The sequence below is a fragment of the Allobosea sp. RCC_152_1 genome, from assembly GCF_041360765.1.
GTDB lineage: Bacteria > Pseudomonadota > Alphaproteobacteria > Rhizobiales > Beijerinckiaceae > Allobosea > Allobosea spartocytisi.
Map to the genome: position 1 here is coordinate 996,632 of NZ_JBFUPU010000002.1, position 18,102 is coordinate 1,014,733.

Here is an 18,102-nt window from a genome sequence, read left to right on the forward strand (position 1 = left end):
GAATTCATTGCCCGTTTTTGCGGCTCATGCACGTCAGCTTAGGAGTTTTCAGCTCAAAACCCCGGCGCCGGTACAACCGGCCGTTGCTACCCCGTACGGCGGGAAGCAGCGCATGTCGCAGGAGCGCTGGGAGCCCGAACATGTCTGCGTCCGCCATGATCCGGGCCATGCGCCCCCATCACTGGCTCAAGAACGGGCTCGTCTTCGTCCCGATCCTGCTTAATCACGATGTCTTCGACCCCGCGGCCCTCTGGCACGGTGTCATCGCCTTCATCGCCTTCAGCCTGATCGCCTCCGCGATCTATCTCCTCAACGACATCAAGGATGTCGAGGCGGATCGCCTGCATCCGACCAAGCGCAAGCGCCCCCTCGCCGCCGGCGAGATCACCGCCGCCCAGGCCTACGCCGCGGTGCCCGTGCTCCTGCTCGCTGCGTTCTCGACCGTCCTTCTCGTGCCGCAGCCACAGAGCTTCATGCTGGCGCTGCTGGCCTATCTCTTCCTGGCGCTGACCTATCTCCTCTTTCTCAAGCGCAGGCTGCTGGTCGACGTTCTCGGCCTGGCGGCGATGCACACGCTGCGCATCCTGGCCGGCAACGCGGCCGCGGCCGTCCCGATCTCGTCCTGGCTGCTGGCCTTCTCGATGTTCCTCTTCCTCAGCCTCGCACTGGTGAAGCGCTATGCCGAATTGCGCATCACCGCGGATCAGTCCGGCCTGAAGAAGGCCGGGCGCGGCTATCAGGTCGAGGATATCGAGGCGCTCTCGCAGCTCGGCATGGCCTCGGGCTGCACCTGTGCGCTGATCATGGCGCTCTATGTCGACAGCGCCAATGTGAAGCAGCTCTACCGCCACCCCGAGCTGATCTGGCTGCTCTGCCCGATCGTCCTCTACCAGATGGCGCGCATCTGGTTCATGGCCCGCCGTGGCGGCATGCCCGACGATCCGCTGGTCTTCATGATCCGCGACTGGCGCAGCCAGCTCATGGGCCTCGTCGTCATCGCCATCATGGTCCTGGCGACGATCCTGCCATGACCATCCCCCGCGGCGCGTATCGCTCCTGGGGCGGGCTCTCGGCGCAGGGCAGCGAGATCGTCGATGCGGCTGACTGGATCGAGCGGCCCGATCGCTTCCGCCGCCCCGTCCTCGCCTACGGCAATGGCCGCTCCTATGGCGATTCCTGCCTGAACAGCCAGGGCTCGCTGATCGATGCGCGTTCGCTCGCCAACGTCCAGACCTTCGACCGGGAAACAGGTCTGCTGACCTGCGGCGCGGGGCTCTTGCTCGACCGCCTGCTCGATATCGTGGTTCCGGCCGGCTGGTTCCCCTGCGTCACGCCCGGAACGAGCTTCGTGACCATCGGCGGCGCGCTCGCCAACGACGTCCATGGCAAGAACCATCATGCCGCCGGCACTTTCGGCTGCCATGTCCGCGCCTTCGAGCTGATGCGCTCCGACGGCCAGCGCATCCTTTGCGCGCCGGACATGAATGCCGATCTCTTCGCCGCCACCATCGGAGGCTTCGGGCTGACCGGGCTCATCACGCAGGTGACGCTCCAGCTCATGCCGATCCGCTCGGCCGCGATGGAGCAGGAGGTCCTGCATTTCGACAGCCTCGACGGCTTCTTCGGACTGGCCGCCGAATCCGACTCGACGCATGACTACACCGTGGCCTGGATCGACGCCCTCGCCAGCGGCCGGCACTTCGGCCGCGGCGTCTTCTTCCGCGCCAACCATGCGCCCGATTTCGGCTTCCTGCCACCACAGCCCGGCCGCAACCTGCGCTTTCCGATCGAACCACCCTTTCCCCTGATCAACCGGGTGACGCTCAGTGCCTTCAACTGGCTCTATCGTCACAGCCAGCCGCGCGGGGCGGCGCCACGGCGTGTGCCTTATCGGCCGTTCTTCTACCCGCTCGACCGGATCCGCGACTGGAACCGCGCCTATGGCCCGCAGGGCCTGAGGCAGTTCCAATGCGCCGTGCCGATGGCCGGCGCCCGCCGCGCCGTCGAGGAGATGCTGCGCCGGACGCTCGCTGCCGGCGAGGCCTCGTTCCTGACCGTGCTCAAGCTCTTCGGCGCCAAGCGCTCGCCGGGGCTGATGTCCTTCCCGATCCCGGGGGCGACGCTGACGCTCGATTTCCCCAATCGCGGCGCCCGGACCGAAGCGCTGCTGACGGAGCTGGACCGGATCACGATCGAAGCCGGGGGCCGGGTGAACCCCTACAAGGATGCCCGCATGTCGGCGGCGACCTTTCAGGCCTCCTTTCCGCAATGGCGCGATTTCGCCACCCATATCGATCCGGGCTTCTCCTCGGATTTCTGGCGGCGTGTCAGCGACGGCTGAGGCCGCGCGAAAATAATCGTCACCACCTTTGAACCTACCCACTCCTCGCTGCGACCAATGAGCATGAAGAGCGAAACCTTCGCTCTCGCAACGATCGGGAGAGACGAGCATGACCACGTTCCGCAAGACGCTGACCGCGACCCTCGCGGCCGTGACCCTGGCCACCACCTTGATCGCGTCCGGCGCCGAAGCCCGCCCGCGCTGGCACCGGGGCTATGGCTGGGGCGTCGGAGCCGGTGTGGTCGGCGCGCTCGCCGCAGGCGCCATCATCGCCGGTGCCACCCGCCCCGCCTATGGCTACGGCTACTATGACGCTCCTGCCCCCGTTCGCTCCTGCGACCTGGTCGAGCGCTTCGACCGCTGGGGCAACGTCATCGGCTACCGCCGGGTCTGCGGCTACTACTGAGCTCCCCTGGACGCCCCTGTTTCGAGACCCCAGACTCAAAAGGCCGGCTCACGCCGGCCTCTTTTTTGTTGCGGGTCGGGTCGCTCAGCCCTTGGCGGCAGCGACCTTGCGCAGGTAGCCGGTGACGATGCCGGTGACGCCGCGCGACAGCACAGCTTCGAAGGCCGCGAGGAACTGGTCGCACTGCTCGCGCGTGACGATCAATGGCGGCTCGAGCCGGATGACGTTGCGGTTGTATTCGGTGAAGGCGACGAGCACGTCGTGCTCCTTCAGCAAGAGCGCGCCGACGAAGCCGCAGAGCGAGCCCTTCAGCTTGTCGTCGAGCAACGCGACCATGTGCTTGACCCCGAAAGGCATGGTCTCGCTGATGTCCTGGAACTCGATGCCGATCATCAGCCCGCGCCCGCGGATTTCCTTGAGCAGCGTCGGATATTTCGCTCGCAGGCCGTTCAGGCGCTCGATCAGATAGTCGCCCTGCCGCTTCGCATTGCCCATCAAATCCTCGTCATAGAGGACGTTGAGGGCCTCGATCGCGGAGACGCAGGCCTCGCCCATGCCACCGAAAGTCGCCTGCGCATGGATCAGCGCGGTCTTCGGCTTGCCATAGGCCTTCATGTAGATCTCGCGGCGAGCGATCATCGCCCCCATCGCCGCCTTGGAGCCGCCGAGCGCCTTGGCGAGCGCGGTCACATCCGGCACCACCCCGTCGCGCTCGAAGGCGAAAAACTGGCCGGTGCGGCCAAGCCCGCACTGCACCTCGTCGGCGACCCAGAGCACGCCGTGCTTGTCGCAGAGCGCGCGCAACTCGCGCCAGAAACCCTCCGGCGCCTCGACGATGCCGCCGCCGCCCTGGATCGTCTCCATCACGACGATGCCGATCGAGGGGTCGTTCTCCAGCGCCTGCCGGACCGCATGGATGTCGCCGAAGGGCACCTTGACGCGGTTCTCGACCAGCTTGAACTGCGACTGGTAGAGCGTCGAATCGGTGACCGAGAGCACGCCCTTGGTCTTGCCGTGGAAGGAGTTCGCCGCATGCAGGATCTTGGACTTGCCCGGACCCTGCGCCTGCTCGGCGACCTTCAGCGCCGCCTCCATCGCCTCCGAGCCGGTCGAGCCGAGGAAGACCATGTCGAGATCGCCCGGCGCGATGGTGGCGAGGTTTTTCGCCAGCGCCGCCGCATATTGCGACATGAACGCCATGCAGATCTCATGGCGGTTCTCGTCCTGGAACTTCTGCCGGGCCGCGATGATGCGCGGATGGTTGTGGCCGAAGGCAACCGAGCAAAAGCCGCCGAAGAAATCGAGGATCTTCCGGCCGTCCCTGGTGATGTAGTGCAGGCCCTCGGCGCGATCGACGAGGATCTTGTCGAAGCCGAGCAGCTTGAGGAAATGAAGCTGGCCGGGGTTGATGTGGGCGGCGAAGAAATCCTTCACCTGGGCGGCGTCGAGCTGCTTGGCAGCCTCGACGCTGATGAGTTGCGGGCGCGCTCCGCTCACCGGCGCATCCTCCTGGCTGAAAGCGGGCATGCTCATGCGGCGAGGCTCCTCTGCGCCTGTTTGTGGGCGTCCTTGCCCTTGCGATACTCGGTATAGGCGGCGAGCAGCATGTCCTCGTCGCGGTATTGCGGGTGCCAGCCGAGCTCGCGCTTGGCCTTGGACGTGTCGAGAATACAGATCTCGTCGGCGATCTTGTATTGCTCGGGATCCATGATCGGCATGTTCACCGCGTCGAGCGCATCGAGCGTGAGCTTCACCAGCGAGGCCGGTGTCGGCAGCAGGATCGATTTCGAGCCGGCATGCTTGATCAGGTCGCCGAGCAGCTTCTTCACCGGCGGCGGCTCGTCGGAGCCGAGATTATAGGCCTCGTTCGGGAAGCCCGCCTTCCAGGCGCAGACACAGGCGCTGGCGCAGTCGAACACCGAGATGAACTGGTAGGGATTACGCCCCGAGCCGATCATTGGCACCGGCAGGTTGAGATCGATCAGCTTGAACAGCTTCACCAGGATGCCGAGCCGGCCGGGCCCGATGATCAGGCGCGGCCGGAAGATCGGGATCTTGAAGCCCTTGGCGCGGTATTCCTCGGCGAGCCGCTCGGTCGCGAGCTTGCTCTCGCCATATTCCCCGAGCGGATGCGCGGGATGGGTCTCGTCCTGCGGCACCGTGACCGAATGACCGTAGATCATGTCCGTGGTGAAATGCACCAGCCGGTCGGCGCCGCGCTTCTCCATCCAGCTCAGGATGTTCTGCGTGCCGTGAAAATTGACCGGCCAGAAGAAATCGTGTCGCTCGGCCCGCGTGACAATCGGCGAGAGCATCTTGGCCGAGAGGTTGTAGACCACGTCTTCAGGCGAGAGCGGGATCGTGTCCACGCTCTCCGCCTTGGTCACGTCGATCTGGACGAAGGGCACCTTGGCGTAATGCGCATGGCTGCTCTTGTGGATGTCGGCGACGAGGACGTCCTCGCCCATCGCCGCAAGATCAGCCGCCAGGCGCGAGCCGACGAAGCCGTCGCCGCCGATGATGATATGCTTCATGACCGGCTCCTATCGGCGCGACCGGGGCGCCGGACGAACCCGCACCGGCACGGGAACCGGCGTCAGCATGGTCTCGGGCCGCGGCTCGAACAGGGCGCCGAGGCGCAGGAACAGGCGAACGATCAGGTCCATGGTACCCCTCAGCTTTGTGCGATGAAGATGGTGCCGATGACGATGAAGCCGATCCCGGCGATGCGGCTCGGGCTCAGATCCTCATGGAAGGCGAAATAGGCATAGGCCGCGACCACGACATAGGCGAGGCTCAGGAACGGGTAGGCGTAGCTGATCTGCACCTTGGACAGCACGACCAGATGCGAGGCCATGCTGACGACGAAGGTGCACAGGCCCGCGAAGACGAACGGGTTGAAGACGACCCGGAAAACCGTGGCGACGATCCCGTCGCCGGCGATGTCGAAGGAGCCGAAACTGCTCATGCCGCGCTTGAGCATGAGTTGCGCCGCCGCATTGGTCAGCACCGTGAACAGGATCAGAGGAATATAGGAACTCATCGTCGTGCCGGGATTTCCTGCGTCGCTTTTCAGCCTCCAGATGCCGAGAAAAAAACTTCAAATGCCTTAGTGCGCGAACCCTACTTCATCATAACGTTAAGACGATCCTGCCGCGATCGACGAAACCCTGCGTCATCCGGGCACCGGCCCGATCCTTGCCTGAGCTCTGGCGGTCAAGGTGTCCGGAGAGGGTGACGATGAAGCGCGAAGAGCTGACCGAGAAGATTCTCGACATCAAGCGCGAGAAGGGCTGGAGCTGGAAATACATCACCGACGAGATCGGCGGCATGTCCGAGGTGCTGGTGGTCGGCGCGCTGCTTGGCCAGATGAAGCTGGTCCGGCCGCTGGCCGAGCGCGCGGCCGCGCTGTTCGGCCTGTCCGAAAACGAAAAGCGCATGCTCAACGAGGTGCCCTATCGCGGCACCGGCACGCCGATGCCGCCGACCGACCCGCTGATCTACCGCTTCTACGAGATGGTGATGGTCAACGGGCCGGCCTGGAAGGCGCTGATCGAGGAGGAATTCGGCGACGGGATCATGTCCGCGATCGATTTCAACATCTCGTTCGAGCGCGAGCCCAATCCGAAGGGAGACCGGGTCAAGATCGGCATGTCGGGCAAATTCCTGCCGTACAAGTACTACGGCAACGAGCAGGGCATTCCCGATTACGGCTTCAAGGAGGAGTGACGCGGGCCATTGCTGCCTCAGCCTGTCGCGGCGGTCGTTACCGTGGTTAGGGTTATCACCTCGCTCGGAAGGTCTCATGCCCCTGCCCAATCGCGTCAGGCCCGACGGCGCGCTCTTTGCCGATCCGGCCCGCGGCACCCTGTTCGGTAATCGCGGCGGGCGCTTCCACGATCCGCGGACGCAAGCCCTGCCGCGTCGCATCCAGGCCAGCCGCCAGTGGATCTGCTGCGTGCTGTCCTTCAAGGGGCGCCGGCATCAGGTCTGGGGTCCCGGCTACACCGACCTCTTCTTCTGCGATGAGGTCACTGCCTTCGCCGCTGGCCACCGCCCCTGCATGGAATGCCGGCGGCACGACGCCCTCGCCTATCGCGCAGCACTGGTGAGCGGCCTCGGCATGACGCAGACGCCGTTCTTCCCGGAGATCGATCGCATTCTCGACGGCGAGCGCCGCGACGGCCGGGGCAAGCGCACGCATCGCCTGCCGGTGGAGAATCTGCCGGACGGCGCGATGCTGCTCGCCGAGAACGGAAGGGAATTCCTGGCGCTGCGCGGCGGCTCCGCCCTGCTCTGGGCGCCGGCCGGCTATGCCGCGCGCTGCGACCGCCCGGCGGGAATCGTGACCGTCCTGACGCCTCCGGCCACGCTCGCCGTGTTGAGACAAGGTTATAGGCCCCTCTGGCATCCGAGCGCCGATGCCTTCACGCCGCCACCCGGCACCGGCGAGTAGGAACTTTCACGCCACAAAAGGCGTTGGCACAGCATCATCCTTTCCCAAAAGGGGCTGTCCATGCGTTCGATCATCCTGTGGCTCGTCGGGGTTCCCATCCCGATCATCATCCTGTTGTGGTTCTTCATGAAATAGCCTCGAACGAACCGAGGAACGTGCAGGGCCGGGCCTCGCGCCCGGCCCTTTGCATGATCGTTGCCGCCACACCTTGGCAGGAATTCGCGCGTCTCCAGCCCTGTCAGCCATCGCAACCGGCGACGAACAGGCCTATATGGCGGCCATGCTCATGTCCTCGACATCCCCGATCATCTCGGTCTCCGGGCTCTCCAAGACCTATGCGACCGGCTTCAGCGCGCTCAAATCCGTCGATCTGGAGATCAGGCGCGGCGAGATCTTCGCCCTGCTCGGCCCCAACGGCGCCGGCAAGACGACGCTGATCAGCATCATCTGCGGGCTGGTCAAGCCCAGCACCGGCACCGTCCTCGCCGACGGCTACGACATCATCCGCGACTATCGCGCCGCCCGCGCGACCATCGGCCTCGTGCCGCAGGAATTGACCACCGACGCCTTCGAGACGGTCTGGAGCACGGTGAGCTTCAGCCGCGGCCTGTTCGGCAAGCCGAAGGACCCGGCCTTCATCGAGCGGATTCTCAAGGAGCTGTCGCTCTGGGACAAGAAGGACACGCAGATCCGCCGGCTCTCCGGCGGCATGAAGCGGCGCGTGCTCATCGCCAAGGCGCTCGCCCATGAGCCGCGCATCCTCTTCCTCGACGAGCCGACCGCCGGCGTCGATGTCGAGCTCAGGCAGGACATGTGGCAGATGGTGCGCCGGCTCAAGGAATCCGGCGTCACCATCATCCTGACGACGCATTACATCGAGGAGGCGGAGGAGATGGCCGACCGCATCGGCGTCATCTCCAAGGGCGAGATCATCCTCGTCGAGGAAAAGGCGGAGCTGATGCGCAAGCTCGGCAAGAAACAGCTCAGCCTTCAGCTCCAGCAGCCGATCGAGGCCGTTCCTGCCACGCTCGCCGCCTTCAATCTCAGCCTGTCGCCCGCCGGCGACGAGCTCGTCTACACCTACGACACCCAGGCCGAGCGAACCGGCATCACCACCTTGCTGCAGGGCCTCGCCGAGGCGGGCATCCGCTTCCGCGACCTCAGCACCAGCCAAAGTTCGCTCGAAGACATCTTCGTCAGCCTGGTGAGGGAGCGCGCATGACCACTGTCACGACGAACCGCGACGCCGAGGCCGGCATGCGCCTCAACTTCCGCGCCATTGCCGCGATCTACCGCTTCGAGATGGCGCGGACATGGCGCACCCCCTCGCAGAGCATCGTCTCGCCGGTGCTCTCGACCGCGCTCTATTTCGTCGTCTTCGGCGGCGCTATCGGCTCGCGCATGCAATCGATCGACGGCGTACCCTATGGCGCCTTCATCGTGCCCGGCCTGATCATGATGTCCCTGCTGACGCAGAGCATCGCCAATGCGTCCTTCGCGATCTATTTCCCGAAATTTACCGGCACGATCTACGAATTGCTCTCCGCCCCCGTCGCCTGGTGGGAGGCGGTGATCGGCTATGTCGGCGCAGCCGCATCGAAATCGATGCTGCTCGGGCTGATCATCCTGCTGACGGCCACCTTCTTCGTGCCGCTGCGCATCGAGCATCCGGCGATGATGCTGCTTTTCCTCGTGCTGACGGCGACGACCTTCAGCCTGTTCGGCTTCATCATCGGCATCTGGGCCGATGGCTTCGAGAAATTGCAGGTCATACCCCTGCTGATCGTGACGCCGCTGGCTTTCCTGGGCGGCTCCTTCTACTCGATCGCGATGCTGCCGCCCTTCTGGCAGAAGGTGACGCTGTTCAACCCCGTGGTCTATCTGATCAGTGGCTTCCGCTGGAGCTTCTACGGGATCGCCGACGTCAGCCTCGGCGTGAGTCTGGGCATGACGCTCTTCTTCCTCGTGCTCTGCATCGGCATCGTCGGCTGGATCTTCAGGACCGGCTACCGGCTCAAGAACTGAGCCGGCAGGGTCTCCTGCACGGTCAAGTGCTAGAGCGCGTCGCCAGCCAGTCCTGACCGCCGCCTTCAGCCCGTCCGATCATGCGATTTTCCTCGACGCGGCCTGTATAGCGCTGCCCGTCCGCCAGGAAGCTGATCTCGCTGCCCGTCATCTTGGCCTCGGAGATCGGCACGGACTTGCCGTTGCGCGTCAGCGTGCCCGACAGCATCTGGAAGCTCTGCGAGAGCCTGAGTTCGCCATCGCCGAGCCGCCATGTGCCGGCGACCTTGGCGGGCACGATCCAGTGATAGGCGCGGCAGAAGCTCGAGCAGTTCTCGGCCAGCACGACGCTCTGGTCCGGCTCCCAATCGTCCATGGTGAAGGTGTTCGAGACGACCCGCGTGCCGGGCTTCATGTCGAGGATGGTCGGCCGGAGCTTGAGGTTGAGTTCAGGCAGCAGGAACAGCGTCAGCACCGTCGCCTGCGAGAAGTCCGATTCGAAGATGTCGCCCCGGACGAACCGCGCCCTGTCGGTCACGCCCTCCGCCTCGGCGTTGCGCTGCGACAGCGTCACCATGTCGGGATTGTATTCGATGCCCATGGCTCGCACGCCGCGCTTGGCGGCGGTGATGACGGTGCGCCCATCGCCCGAGCCGAGATCGATCAGATAGTCGTCCTTCGTCACCTTGGCCATGTTCAGCATGCTGTCGACCAGCGCCTGCTGGGTCGGCACCCAGACGACGTCCTTCCCGGCCTGGCCCGAACGCGGCACGTAGTCGGGAGCGGCAGCCGGATTCTGCGTGGCCTGCACGGGCTGGGCGTAAGGTGCCGCAGGCGCGAGCAAGCCGAGGGCGCAAGCGGTGGCTAGAATGTGAAGCCTCTTCATCATCTGTCTCCGTTGTCGAAAGCGTCGGTGGGCGAAACGTGACGGGTTGGGCTTGATGGGGCGCACTCACTCGGCCGCTGCTGGCCTCGCGGCGCCGGGAATGACCTCCCCCTCATCCCCCTGCTTGCGCCGGAACAGCAGGAGCGGCAGGCCCGCGAGCACCACCGCGAGCCCCACCAGCGCGCCGCTGCCGGTATAGGCGAGGCTGGCATGCAGCATGTAGGCGCAGCCCAGACAGAACAGGATCGGCGTCAGCGGGTAGAGCGGCACACGGAACGGCAGATTCCGCTTGGGCTCGCGCCAGCGCAGGATCGGCAGCGCTGCGCCAACCAGCAGCAGGAAGGCCCAGAACACCGGCGCGCTGTAGTCGACCATGGACTGGAAGCCGTCCCGGCTCGCCGCGCCGAAACCGACGAGCAGCAGTGCGACGGCACCTTGCAGCAGGAGCCCGTTCGCCGGGGCGCGGCCGCGCTCGTCCCATTCCCCGACGCGCGGCAGCAGGGTGAGATCCCGCGCCATGGCGAAATAAACCCGCGCGCCCGTGAAAATGGTGGCGTTGAGCGTCGAGAGCGCGGCGACGACGATGGCGAGGCTGACGATCACGGCGCCCGGCTCGCCGGCCACCTGCCGCATCATATCAGCCGCCACCGCCTCCGAAGTCCGCAGGCCGTCGAGGCCGAGGATCGCGAGCAAGGCGAGATTGGCGAGCACGTAGATCGCGACGAGGATCGCCGTGCCGATGGCCAGCACGCGCGCCATGTTGCGCGCCGGGTTCTCCAGCTCGCCCGAAAGATAGGCCGCCTCGTTCCAGCCGCCATAGGTCAGGAGCACGAAGACCATGGCGAGGCCGATCGCCGCCGTCCCGGGCGCAGGGGCAGCCGGCTGCGCCGGAGCATCGCCGCCGAAGCACAGGCCGAGCAGGATGATGGCGGCGAGCGCCCCGACCTCGATGAAGGTCATGAGGATCTGCAACCTCTTGCTCTGCACCGTGCCGATGACGTTGAGCGCCGTCAGCGCCACCACCGAAAGCGCGGCATAGAGCGCCGGTCCCATCGGTCCGATCGGCGCGACCTGCGCGGCGTAGTCGCCGAGTACGAAGGCGACCGCCGCGATCGCCCCGGTCTGGATCACGGCGCCGCGCGCCCAGCCGAACAACATCGCGACGGAGCGGCCATAGGCACGGGCGAGGAAATGATATTCGCCGCCGGCGTGAGGATGCGCGGCGGCGAGCTCGGCATAGCAGAGCGCACCGATCAGCGTCGCCACGCCGCCCATGATCCAGACGCCGATGAAGGCCGCCTCGCTGCCGACATTCGCGGCGACCACGGCCGGCGTCTTGAAGATGCCGATGCCGACGACGATGCCGACCATGATCGTCACGGCATCGAATACGGACAAGCTCGGCTGCGGCTCGGCCTTGACGGCTGCGGGCATTCCGGTCCCCTCGGCTGGCATGAAGAGTCGTACGACGGAAGTCGAAGGGGAGAATGCGGCGGGAATGGCGGTTGTTCCGCTCACAAAGCGGTCGGCAATCCTCACGGAGCCGTGAGCGGCGCGGAATTCGGCACGCGCCGCCACGGCGCGGCGAGAATGATTGACTTCGCCCGCCTCATCCTGTCTTCAAACCGGCCATGACCGATCTTTCGACCCTTCAGGCCCCGGCGGCCGAGGCGCCGCACGCGCGCCGGCGCACCTTCGCCATCATCTCGCACCCGGACGCGGGCAAAACGACGCTCACCGAGAAGCTGCTCTATTTCGGCGGCGCCATTCAGCTCGCCGGCGAGGTGCGCGCCAAGCAGGGCCGCCGCCAGACCTCCTCGGACTGGATGAAGATCGAGCGCCAGCGCGGCATCTCGGTCGTCACCTCGGTGATGACCTTCGAGTACGGCGGCCACGTCTTCAACCTGCTCGATACGCCAGGCCACGAGGACTTCTCGGAAGACACCTATCGCACGCTGACCGCCGTCGACGCCGCCGTCATGGTGATCGACGCCGCCAAGGGCATCGAGGACCGCACCAAGAAGCTGTTCGAGGTCTGCCGTCTCCGCGACATCCCGATCGTCACCTTCATCAACAAGGTCGACCGCGAGACGCGCGATCCCTTCGACCTGATCAACGAGATCGAGACGACGCTGGCGCTCGACGTCGCGCCGATGACCTGGCCGGTCGGCCGCGGCCGCGAATTCGTCGGCACCTACGATCTCAAGGCCAATACCTTCCGCCGCAACCAGAAGGGCGACGAGCGCGCCGAGGACCGCCAGGTCTCCGGCTGGGACGATCCGCTCTTCGACGAGCTGCTGCCGCATGGCGCCGCCGAGACCTGGCGCGAGGAGGTCTTCCTGGCCGCCGAGGGGCTGAAGCCCTTCGATCTCCAGGCCTTCCGCGAGGGCCATCTGACGCCGCTCTATTTCGGCGCGGCGCTCCGTGACTACGGCGTGCGCGACCTGATCGACGCGCTCGGCGCCTATGCCCCGAGCCCGCGCGCGCAAGCATCCGACAAGCGCCCGATCGAGGCGGACGAGCCGAAGATGACCGGCTTCGTCTTCAAGATCCAGGCGAACATGGATCCGAACCACCGCGACCGCATCGCCTTCATGCGCATCTGCTCGGGCAAGCTGTCGCGCGGCATGAAGGCCAAGCTGGTCCGCACCGGCAAGCCGATGCCGCTCAACGCCCCGCAATTCTTCTTCGCCCGCGACCGCTCGATCGCCGAGGAGGCTTTCGCCGGCGACATCGTCGGCTTGCCGAACCACGGCACCTTGCGCATCGGCGACACGCTGACCGAGGGCGAGGACATCGTCTTCAAGGGCGTGCCGAGCTTCGCCCCGGAAATCCTGCGCCGCGTCAAATTGAAGGACGCGATGAAGGCCAAGAAGCTGCGCGAGGCGCTGCAGCAGATGGCCGAGGAAGGCGTCGTCCAGCTCTTCCTGCCGCATGACGGCGCGCCCGCCATTGTCGGCGTCGTCGGCGCGCTTCAGCTCGACGTGCTCAAGGAGCGCATGGACGCGGAATACTCGCTCCCCGTCGATTTCGAGCCCTGCCAGTTCTCGATCGCGCGCTGGGTCTCCTCGGAGGACAAGGTCGCGCTGGCCAAGTTCGTCGGCCACAAGCCCTCGGCCATGGCCGATGACCTCGACGGCGACCCGGTCTTCATGGCGTCGAGCCAGTTCACGCTGAAATACGATGCCGAGCGCGCGCCCGACATCACCTTCTCGGACGTGAAGGACTACCAGAAGGTCACGAAGGCCTGATCCGGGCTCAGCATCATGCTCGCCCTTGTGGCGAGCATCCACGTCTTGAACACGGCTCTCCGTGGATGGTCGGGACAAGCCCGACCATGACGGCAGAGGAAAGGTCCGACGTCAGCCAGCCCGATTGCCGGACACCACCGCCAGCGCCGCGACGAACCTGTCGAGATCGGCTTCCATGATGTAGGGCGCCGGCGAGATGCGGATCGTGTTGCCCTTGGCGACGCCGCCGCGACGCACCGTCATCACCTTGTGCCGGTCGCGCAGCGCCGCGACGATTGCGTTGGTGTCGGCGGGCGAGCGCTTGCCGGTCAGCGCGAAGGAGGTGATGCCGGCGACCATGCTCGGATCGTCCGGCGTCTGGATTTCGACGCCCTTGAGCTCGCGCGCCTTAGCGACCCAGTAATTGCGCAGATGGCGGTAGCGCGCTTCCTTGGCCTGCGGCCCGATCTCCCGGTGCAGGGCGAGCGCCGCCGGAACGGTGAGCTGAGCGGCGAAGTTCGGCGTGCCCGTATGCAGGCGCGAGCGGATGTCGTCGGCCTTGAAATCCTCGTCGGCCATATAGGGGTCGATATCGGCGAGGCGCTCCCGGGCGATGTAGATCATGCCGACGCCGAGCGGGGCTCCGATCCACTTGTGCAGGTTGAAGCCGATGAAATCGACGCCCAGATCCTTGGCCTGGAAGTCGATCTGGCCCCAGCTATGGGCCGCGTCGAGGATGACGTCGGCGCCGCGCGCCTTGGCCATGGCCGCGATCTCCTTCACCGGCATCATCAGGCCGGTGCGGTGGCTGACATGGGTCAGCAGGAGAAGCTTGGTCTTCGGATTCGCTTTCAGGGCAGCGTCATAGGCGTCGAGCACGGCCTGGCGCGTCGCGGGTTCCGGAATGTCGAACTTCGCCACCGCGACACCGCGCCGATCCTTCAGCCAGTTCATCGCATACTGCATCGAATCGTAGTCGAGATCGGCATAGAGCACGGTGTCGCCGGGCTTCAGCTTGTTGTAGCCCGAGATCAAGGCTTGCAGCGCCTCGGTCGCGCCACGCGACAGCGCGATCTCCTCACGCGCGACGCCGAGAAACTCCGCGAGCGGAGTCCGAACATTGTCGAGATCCGCCCCGATCTTGGTCCGGGCATAGACCGTGTTCTCGAAATTCACGAAATCGGTCAGGCGCTTGTATTCCGCCTTCACCGGCTCCGCCATGATGCCCCAATAGCCGTTCTCGAGGTTCACCATGTCGGGCGTGACGCTGTAGAGGCCGCGCACGGCCTGCCAGTAGCCCGTATCCGCCCCGAGGTTCGATGTCGGCAATGCCGGCAGCGAACGCGCAAGAACCGGCCCCGCCAGCGCGGCGGCCCCGAGGCCGAGCAACAGCGCACGGCGGCTGGTCTGAGGAACCGGGTTCGACATGTTCATGATCTCCTGGGACGGCCCGCGCGGGAGGTAGCGCCAAGCTGTCTCAGTGCTGTGACATGCCACGCATCCGCTTTCCGCGAACCGGTCCGACCCTCAATGTCCCGGCAGCGCGAATCCCAGCGGGACCGCTGTCGTCGACTTCAGCTCCTCCATGGCGAACATCGAGGTCACATCGGAGAGATCGATGCGCGAGATCAGCTTCTTGTAGAGCGCGTCATAGGCGGCGATATCGGAGACGCAGGCCTTGAGCAGATAGTCGATCTCCCCGCTCATCCGGTAGAAATCGACGATCTCCGGCAGGTCCTGGACGGCGGAATGGAAGCGTTCCAGCCATTCCATCGAATGCCGCGCCGTCCTGACCGCGATGAAGACGGTGACGCCGGCATTGAGCTTTTCCCGGTCGAGCAGCGCGACGCGGCGCTTGATGTATCCGCCCTCCTCCAGCTTCTGCACCCGCCGCCAGCATGGCGAGGGCGAAAGCCCGACCGACTCCGCCAGCTCCGCCAGCGGCAGGCTCGCATCCTCCTGCAAACGCGCGAGAATGCGCAGGTCGAAAGCATCGAGCTTGGCCATATGCCCTCAGCAGATTCGGAACCAGCTTCTTAAGCGAAGCATACACCGGGTTTATTTTTCCACATTTTCTGAAATCAAGGGTACAAAATTTCGATAAGAGCAAAAAATTCTCGATCTCTGCAAACCGCTGCCCGCCCTCTCCCGGTACCATTCTCCTGGTCGGATCGAGAGGGTGACGGGATGCAGGGTTTTCTGAGCGCGGAGCGGCAGGGCGCGGTGCTTCGCAGCCTGCGTAGCGACGAGGGAACGCTCTCGCGGGACTATCTCGCGGCGGCCCGCGATGTACTGCGCGAGCTCGTCGCCATGCCCGATCTGATCCAGCGCCTGCCGCTCGAGCGTAAGCCCGGCTGTTACGCCCGCAACCTGCTCGCCGGCGACGAGAATGTCAGCATCTGGGCGATCGTCTGGGGCGAGGGCTCCGCGACCTCAATCCATGATCACCACTGCTCCTGCTGCTTCGGCGTCGTCTCGGGCGTCGTCACCGAGACCTGGTATCGCGCCATCGACGCCAGCCGCGCCGTCCCGACCGAGGAACAGCAGCGGCAGCCCGGCTATGTCGCCTGCATGCTGCCCTCGGGACCGAATATCCACCGGATGCGCAATTTCGGGCCGGGCGAGGCGATCTCGATCCACATCTACGGCTTCGACCACGAGGCCCATGCCTCCTCGATCGAGACCGAATACACCGCCGTCGGCGGCTGATCTCGGGCCGGACGCTCCCGGCAACTTATCCCCGCGATGCACCGCCACGCGATGATGGCCTCCTTTGCAGGAGGCCAGCCATGTCGCTCAGAGGCATCGTCGCATACATCTCCGGGACATCGCCGCAACCCGAACTCGCCGTCACCCGCGAGCGTCTTCTGCGCCTCGCCCCGAACGGCAAGGCGCATATCGTCAACGGTATTGCCCTGCGCTTCGACGCTCTCGCCCGCGAGCACGATGTCTCGACGCGGCTGCGTCTATGCCACTTCCTCGCCCAGGCCGCCCATGAGACCGACGGCTTCCGCACGCTGGAGGAATATGGCGGCGCGAGCTATTTCCTGCGCTATGAGGGCCGGCAGGACCTCGGCAACACCCAGGCCGGCGACGGCATCCGCTATCACGGCCGCAGTATCTTCCAGCTCACCGGTCGCGCCAATTACCGCCGCTTCGGAGAGATCATCGGCATCGACCTCGAAGCCGAGCCGGAGCGCGCCAAGGAGCCGGACATCTCGCTCCTCGTTGCCTTCGCCTATTGGAGCGAGCGCGCGATCAACAATGCCGCCGACGCCGACGACGTCGCCGCCGTGACGAAGTTGATCAATGGCGGCCGCAACGGGTTGGCGGAACGGGCGCGCTATCTGGAAAAGGCAAAAGGGATTTGGGTGTGATCCCCTGGCGCACGCGTCATTCTCGGGCGAAGCGAAGCGCAGACCCGATAATCTCGTGACCAGAAAGCTGGTTTCAGAGATGGTCGGGTCAGGCCCGACCATGACGGCAGGCGGTAGCCGCTCAACCGTGCCCCGCCTTCAGCGCCTGGTCGAAATCGGCGTAGAGATCCTCGACATCCTCGATGCCGGTCGACAGCCTGAGCAGGTCTGTCGGGCAAGGCGAGCCGGCGCCCTCGATCGAGGCGCGATGCTCGATCAGGCTCTCGACGCCGCCAAGCGAGGTCGCCCGCTTGTAGAGCTCGACATGCGCCGCCGTCCGGATCGCCGCCTGTTCGCCGCCCGTGACCTGGACCGAGAGCATGAAGCCGAAGCCGTTCTCCATCTGCCGCGCCGCGATGTCGTGGCCGGGATGCTGTGGCAGGCCGGGATAGAGCACGCGCGCCACCAGCGGATGCGCCGAAAGCCGCTGCGCCAGCGCCATGGCCGAAGCCGACTGGCGCTCCTGCCGGACATGGAGCGTGCGCATGCCGCGCATCAGCAGATAGGCCTCGAACGGCCCGAGGATGCCGCCCTGCCCCCTCCGCACCGTCTTGATGCGGTTCCAGAATTCATCATCCTCGCGGGCGCAGAGCGCGCCGGCGATGACATCGGAATGGCCGTTCAGCACCTTCGTCGCCGAATGCATGACGATGTCGGCGCCGAGCGTCAGCGGCCGCGTATGCACCGGCGAGGCGCAGGTCGAATCGACCGCGAGCTTGGCCCCGGCCTTGCGCGCGATCTCGGCGACGGCGGCGATGTCGGTGATTGTCCAGAGCGGGTTGGAGGGCGTCTCGGCCCAGATGAGCTTGGTCACGCCGGGCTTCACGGCGGCCTTCAGCGCGGCGAGATCGTCGGTCTCGACGAACTCGACATTCAGGCCCCAGCGCTTCGCCTCGGTCATCAGCCAGTTGCGCAGCGCCCAGTACATCACCTTGGAGGCGACGACATGGTCGCCGGGCGAGAGCGCCAGGAACACGGCCGTCGCCGCCGCAGAGCCCGAACCGAACAGCAGCGCCCCGCCCTTCGCCTCCTCCAGCATCGCGAGCAGGCTTTCGGCCTCGCGTGTCGTCTCATTGTCCGGCCGCCCGTAGATGAAGCCGGTCGAATAGCCGTTGTCCTCGTCGCGGATATAGGTCGTCGCGACATGGATCGGCGGCACCACAGCCTTGGTGACGGGATCGATCTTCCCCATGGCCTGCGCCGTGAGGCTCCGCGGGCTCCAGCTCTTCGTGCTCATTGTCTCTCCGGGCCTTCCTGCTTTGCGCGGCGCTCTCGCCTATATCGACGGCTGACCACACTCTAGCGCGCGATCGTAATTTTAATTGGCGTTTTTCGCCGGCATACGACTATTTTCGTCATCAAA

At 65.5% G+C, this 18,102-nt stretch carries 19 protein-coding genes; 10 read left to right on the forward strand and 9 right to left on the reverse strand.

Annotated features, from left to right (window positions below; genetic code table 11):
• The first annotated feature begins 26 nt into the window (after positions 1-26).
• The 3 genes from AB6806_RS11220 (at position 27) to AB6806_RS11230 (ending at position 2,747) form a co-directional block, all read left to right on the forward strand.
• The gene (locus AB6806_RS11220) at positions 27-1,031 is read left to right on the forward strand and encodes a UbiA family prenyltransferase (protein WP_081925424.1); all 1,005 of its coding nucleotides are present in this window, start codon (positions 27-29) and stop codon (positions 1,029-1,031) included.
• The gene (locus AB6806_RS11225) at positions 1,028-2,341 is read left to right on the forward strand and encodes an FAD-binding oxidoreductase (RefSeq protein ID WP_370954626.1); all 1,314 of its coding nucleotides are present in this window, start codon (positions 1,028-1,030) and stop codon (positions 2,339-2,341) included. Before AB6806_RS11220 ends, AB6806_RS11225 begins: the two co-directional genes overlap by 4 nt.
• A 109-nt stretch (positions 2,342-2,450) precedes the next feature.
• Positions 2,451-2,747, forward strand: a complete 297-nt coding sequence (locus AB6806_RS11230; protein ID WP_038363611.1) for a hypothetical protein — start codon at positions 2,451-2,453, stop codon at positions 2,745-2,747.
• A gap of 84 nt (positions 2,748-2,831) precedes the next feature.
• Here AB6806_RS11230 and AB6806_RS11235 read toward each other — a convergent pair whose 3' ends face one another.
• The 4 genes from AB6806_RS11235 to AB6806_RS11250 are packed head-to-tail and all read right to left on the reverse strand — an operon-like array spanning position 2,832 to position 5,790.
• Positions 2,832-4,280, reverse strand: a complete 1,449-nt coding sequence (locus tag AB6806_RS11235) for an aspartate aminotransferase family protein (RefSeq protein WP_370954627.1) — start codon at positions 4,278-4,280, stop codon at positions 2,832-2,834.
• Entirely contained in the window at positions 4,277-5,281 is a 1,005-nt protein-coding gene (locus AB6806_RS11240) for an NAD-dependent epimerase/dehydratase family protein (RefSeq protein WP_112763613.1), read from the reverse strand. Before AB6806_RS11240 ends, AB6806_RS11235 begins: the two co-directional genes overlap by 4 nt.
• A 9-nt stretch (positions 5,282-5,290) precedes the next feature.
• The gene (locus tag AB6806_RS11245; protein WP_260368443.1) at positions 5,291-5,413 is read right to left on the reverse strand and encodes a hypothetical protein; all 123 of its coding nucleotides are present in this window, start codon (positions 5,411-5,413) and stop codon (positions 5,291-5,293) included.
• Positions 5,414-5,421: 8 nt separating this feature from the next.
• Positions 5,422-5,790: a DMT family transporter gene (locus AB6806_RS11250; protein ID WP_038364371.1), complete on the reverse strand. Its 369-nt coding sequence runs from the start codon at positions 5,788-5,790 to the stop codon at positions 5,422-5,424.
• A 197-nt stretch (positions 5,791-5,987) separates the two neighbouring features.
• On the opposite strand from AB6806_RS11250, the gene cynS reads away from it, so the two are divergent.
• The 4 genes from cynS (at position 5,988) to AB6806_RS11270 (ending at position 9,228) form a co-directional block, all read left to right on the forward strand.
• The gene (gene cynS, locus AB6806_RS11255) at positions 5,988-6,476 is read left to right on the forward strand and encodes a cyanase (protein WP_112763614.1); all 489 of its coding nucleotides are present in this window, start codon (positions 5,988-5,990) and stop codon (positions 6,474-6,476) included.
• Positions 6,477-6,552: 76 nt separating this feature from the next.
• Positions 6,553-7,203 (forward strand): hypothetical protein, encoded by a 651-nt coding sequence (locus tag AB6806_RS11260; RefSeq protein ID WP_142022104.1) that lies wholly within the window; start codon positions 6,553-6,555, stop codon positions 7,201-7,203.
• Positions 7,204-7,489: 286 nt separating this feature from the next.
• Positions 7,490-8,425 (forward strand): ABC transporter ATP-binding protein, encoded by a 936-nt coding sequence (locus AB6806_RS11265; protein WP_038364367.1) that lies wholly within the window; start codon positions 7,490-7,492, stop codon positions 8,423-8,425.
• The gene (locus AB6806_RS11270) at positions 8,422-9,228 is read left to right on the forward strand and encodes an ABC transporter permease (protein WP_248311179.1); all 807 of its coding nucleotides are present in this window, start codon (positions 8,422-8,424) and stop codon (positions 9,226-9,228) included. The genes AB6806_RS11265 and AB6806_RS11270 overlap by 4 nt, the downstream gene beginning before the upstream one ends.
• 22 nt (positions 9,229-9,250) lie before the next feature.
• On the opposite strand, the gene AB6806_RS11275 is transcribed toward AB6806_RS11270, so the two are convergent.
• Positions 9,251-10,093 (reverse strand): SAM-dependent methyltransferase, encoded by an 843-nt coding sequence (locus tag AB6806_RS11275; RefSeq protein WP_142022186.1) that lies wholly within the window; start codon positions 10,091-10,093, stop codon positions 9,251-9,253.
• A 66-nt stretch (positions 10,094-10,159) separates the two neighbouring features.
• Positions 10,160-11,527: an APC family permease gene (locus AB6806_RS11280; RefSeq protein WP_142022105.1), complete on the reverse strand. Its 1,368-nt coding sequence runs from the start codon at positions 11,525-11,527 to the stop codon at positions 10,160-10,162.
• A gap of 197 nt (positions 11,528-11,724) precedes the next feature.
• On the opposite strand from AB6806_RS11280, the gene AB6806_RS11285 reads away from it, so the two are divergent.
• Positions 11,725-13,344, forward strand: a complete 1,620-nt coding sequence (locus tag AB6806_RS11285) for a peptide chain release factor 3 (RefSeq protein WP_038363602.1) — start codon at positions 11,725-11,727, stop codon at positions 13,342-13,344.
• Positions 13,345-13,455: 111 nt separating this feature from the next.
• Here AB6806_RS11285 and AB6806_RS11290 read toward each other — a convergent pair whose 3' ends face one another.
• Both AB6806_RS11290 and AB6806_RS11295 read right to left on the reverse strand, forming a co-directional pair.
• The gene (locus AB6806_RS11290) at positions 13,456-14,751 is read right to left on the reverse strand and encodes an aminotransferase class V-fold PLP-dependent enzyme (RefSeq protein ID WP_370954628.1); all 1,296 of its coding nucleotides are present in this window, start codon (positions 14,749-14,751) and stop codon (positions 13,456-13,458) included.
• Between the two features lie 99 nt (positions 14,752-14,850).
• Positions 14,851-15,330 (reverse strand): Lrp/AsnC family transcriptional regulator, encoded by a 480-nt coding sequence (locus AB6806_RS11295; RefSeq protein WP_038363596.1) that lies wholly within the window; start codon positions 15,328-15,330, stop codon positions 14,851-14,853.
• Between the two features lie 180 nt (positions 15,331-15,510).
• On the opposite strand from AB6806_RS11295, the gene AB6806_RS11300 reads away from it, so the two are divergent.
• Both AB6806_RS11300 and AB6806_RS11305 read left to right on the forward strand, forming a co-directional pair.
• Positions 15,511-16,032: a cysteine dioxygenase gene (locus tag AB6806_RS11300; RefSeq protein ID WP_051988091.1), complete on the forward strand. Its 522-nt coding sequence runs from the start codon at positions 15,511-15,513 to the stop codon at positions 16,030-16,032.
• Between the two features lie 80 nt (positions 16,033-16,112).
• The gene (locus tag AB6806_RS11305; RefSeq protein ID WP_142022107.1) at positions 16,113-16,700 is read left to right on the forward strand and encodes a glycoside hydrolase family 19 protein; all 588 of its coding nucleotides are present in this window, start codon (positions 16,113-16,115) and stop codon (positions 16,698-16,700) included.
• A gap of 121 nt (positions 16,701-16,821) precedes the next feature.
• On the opposite strand, the gene AB6806_RS11310 is transcribed toward AB6806_RS11305, so the two are convergent.
• Positions 16,822-17,976, reverse strand: coding sequence for a trans-sulfuration enzyme family protein (locus AB6806_RS11310; RefSeq protein ID WP_142022108.1), 1,155 nt, complete (start codon positions 17,974-17,976; stop codon positions 16,822-16,824).
• Between the last annotated feature and the right edge of the window lie 126 nt (positions 17,977-18,102).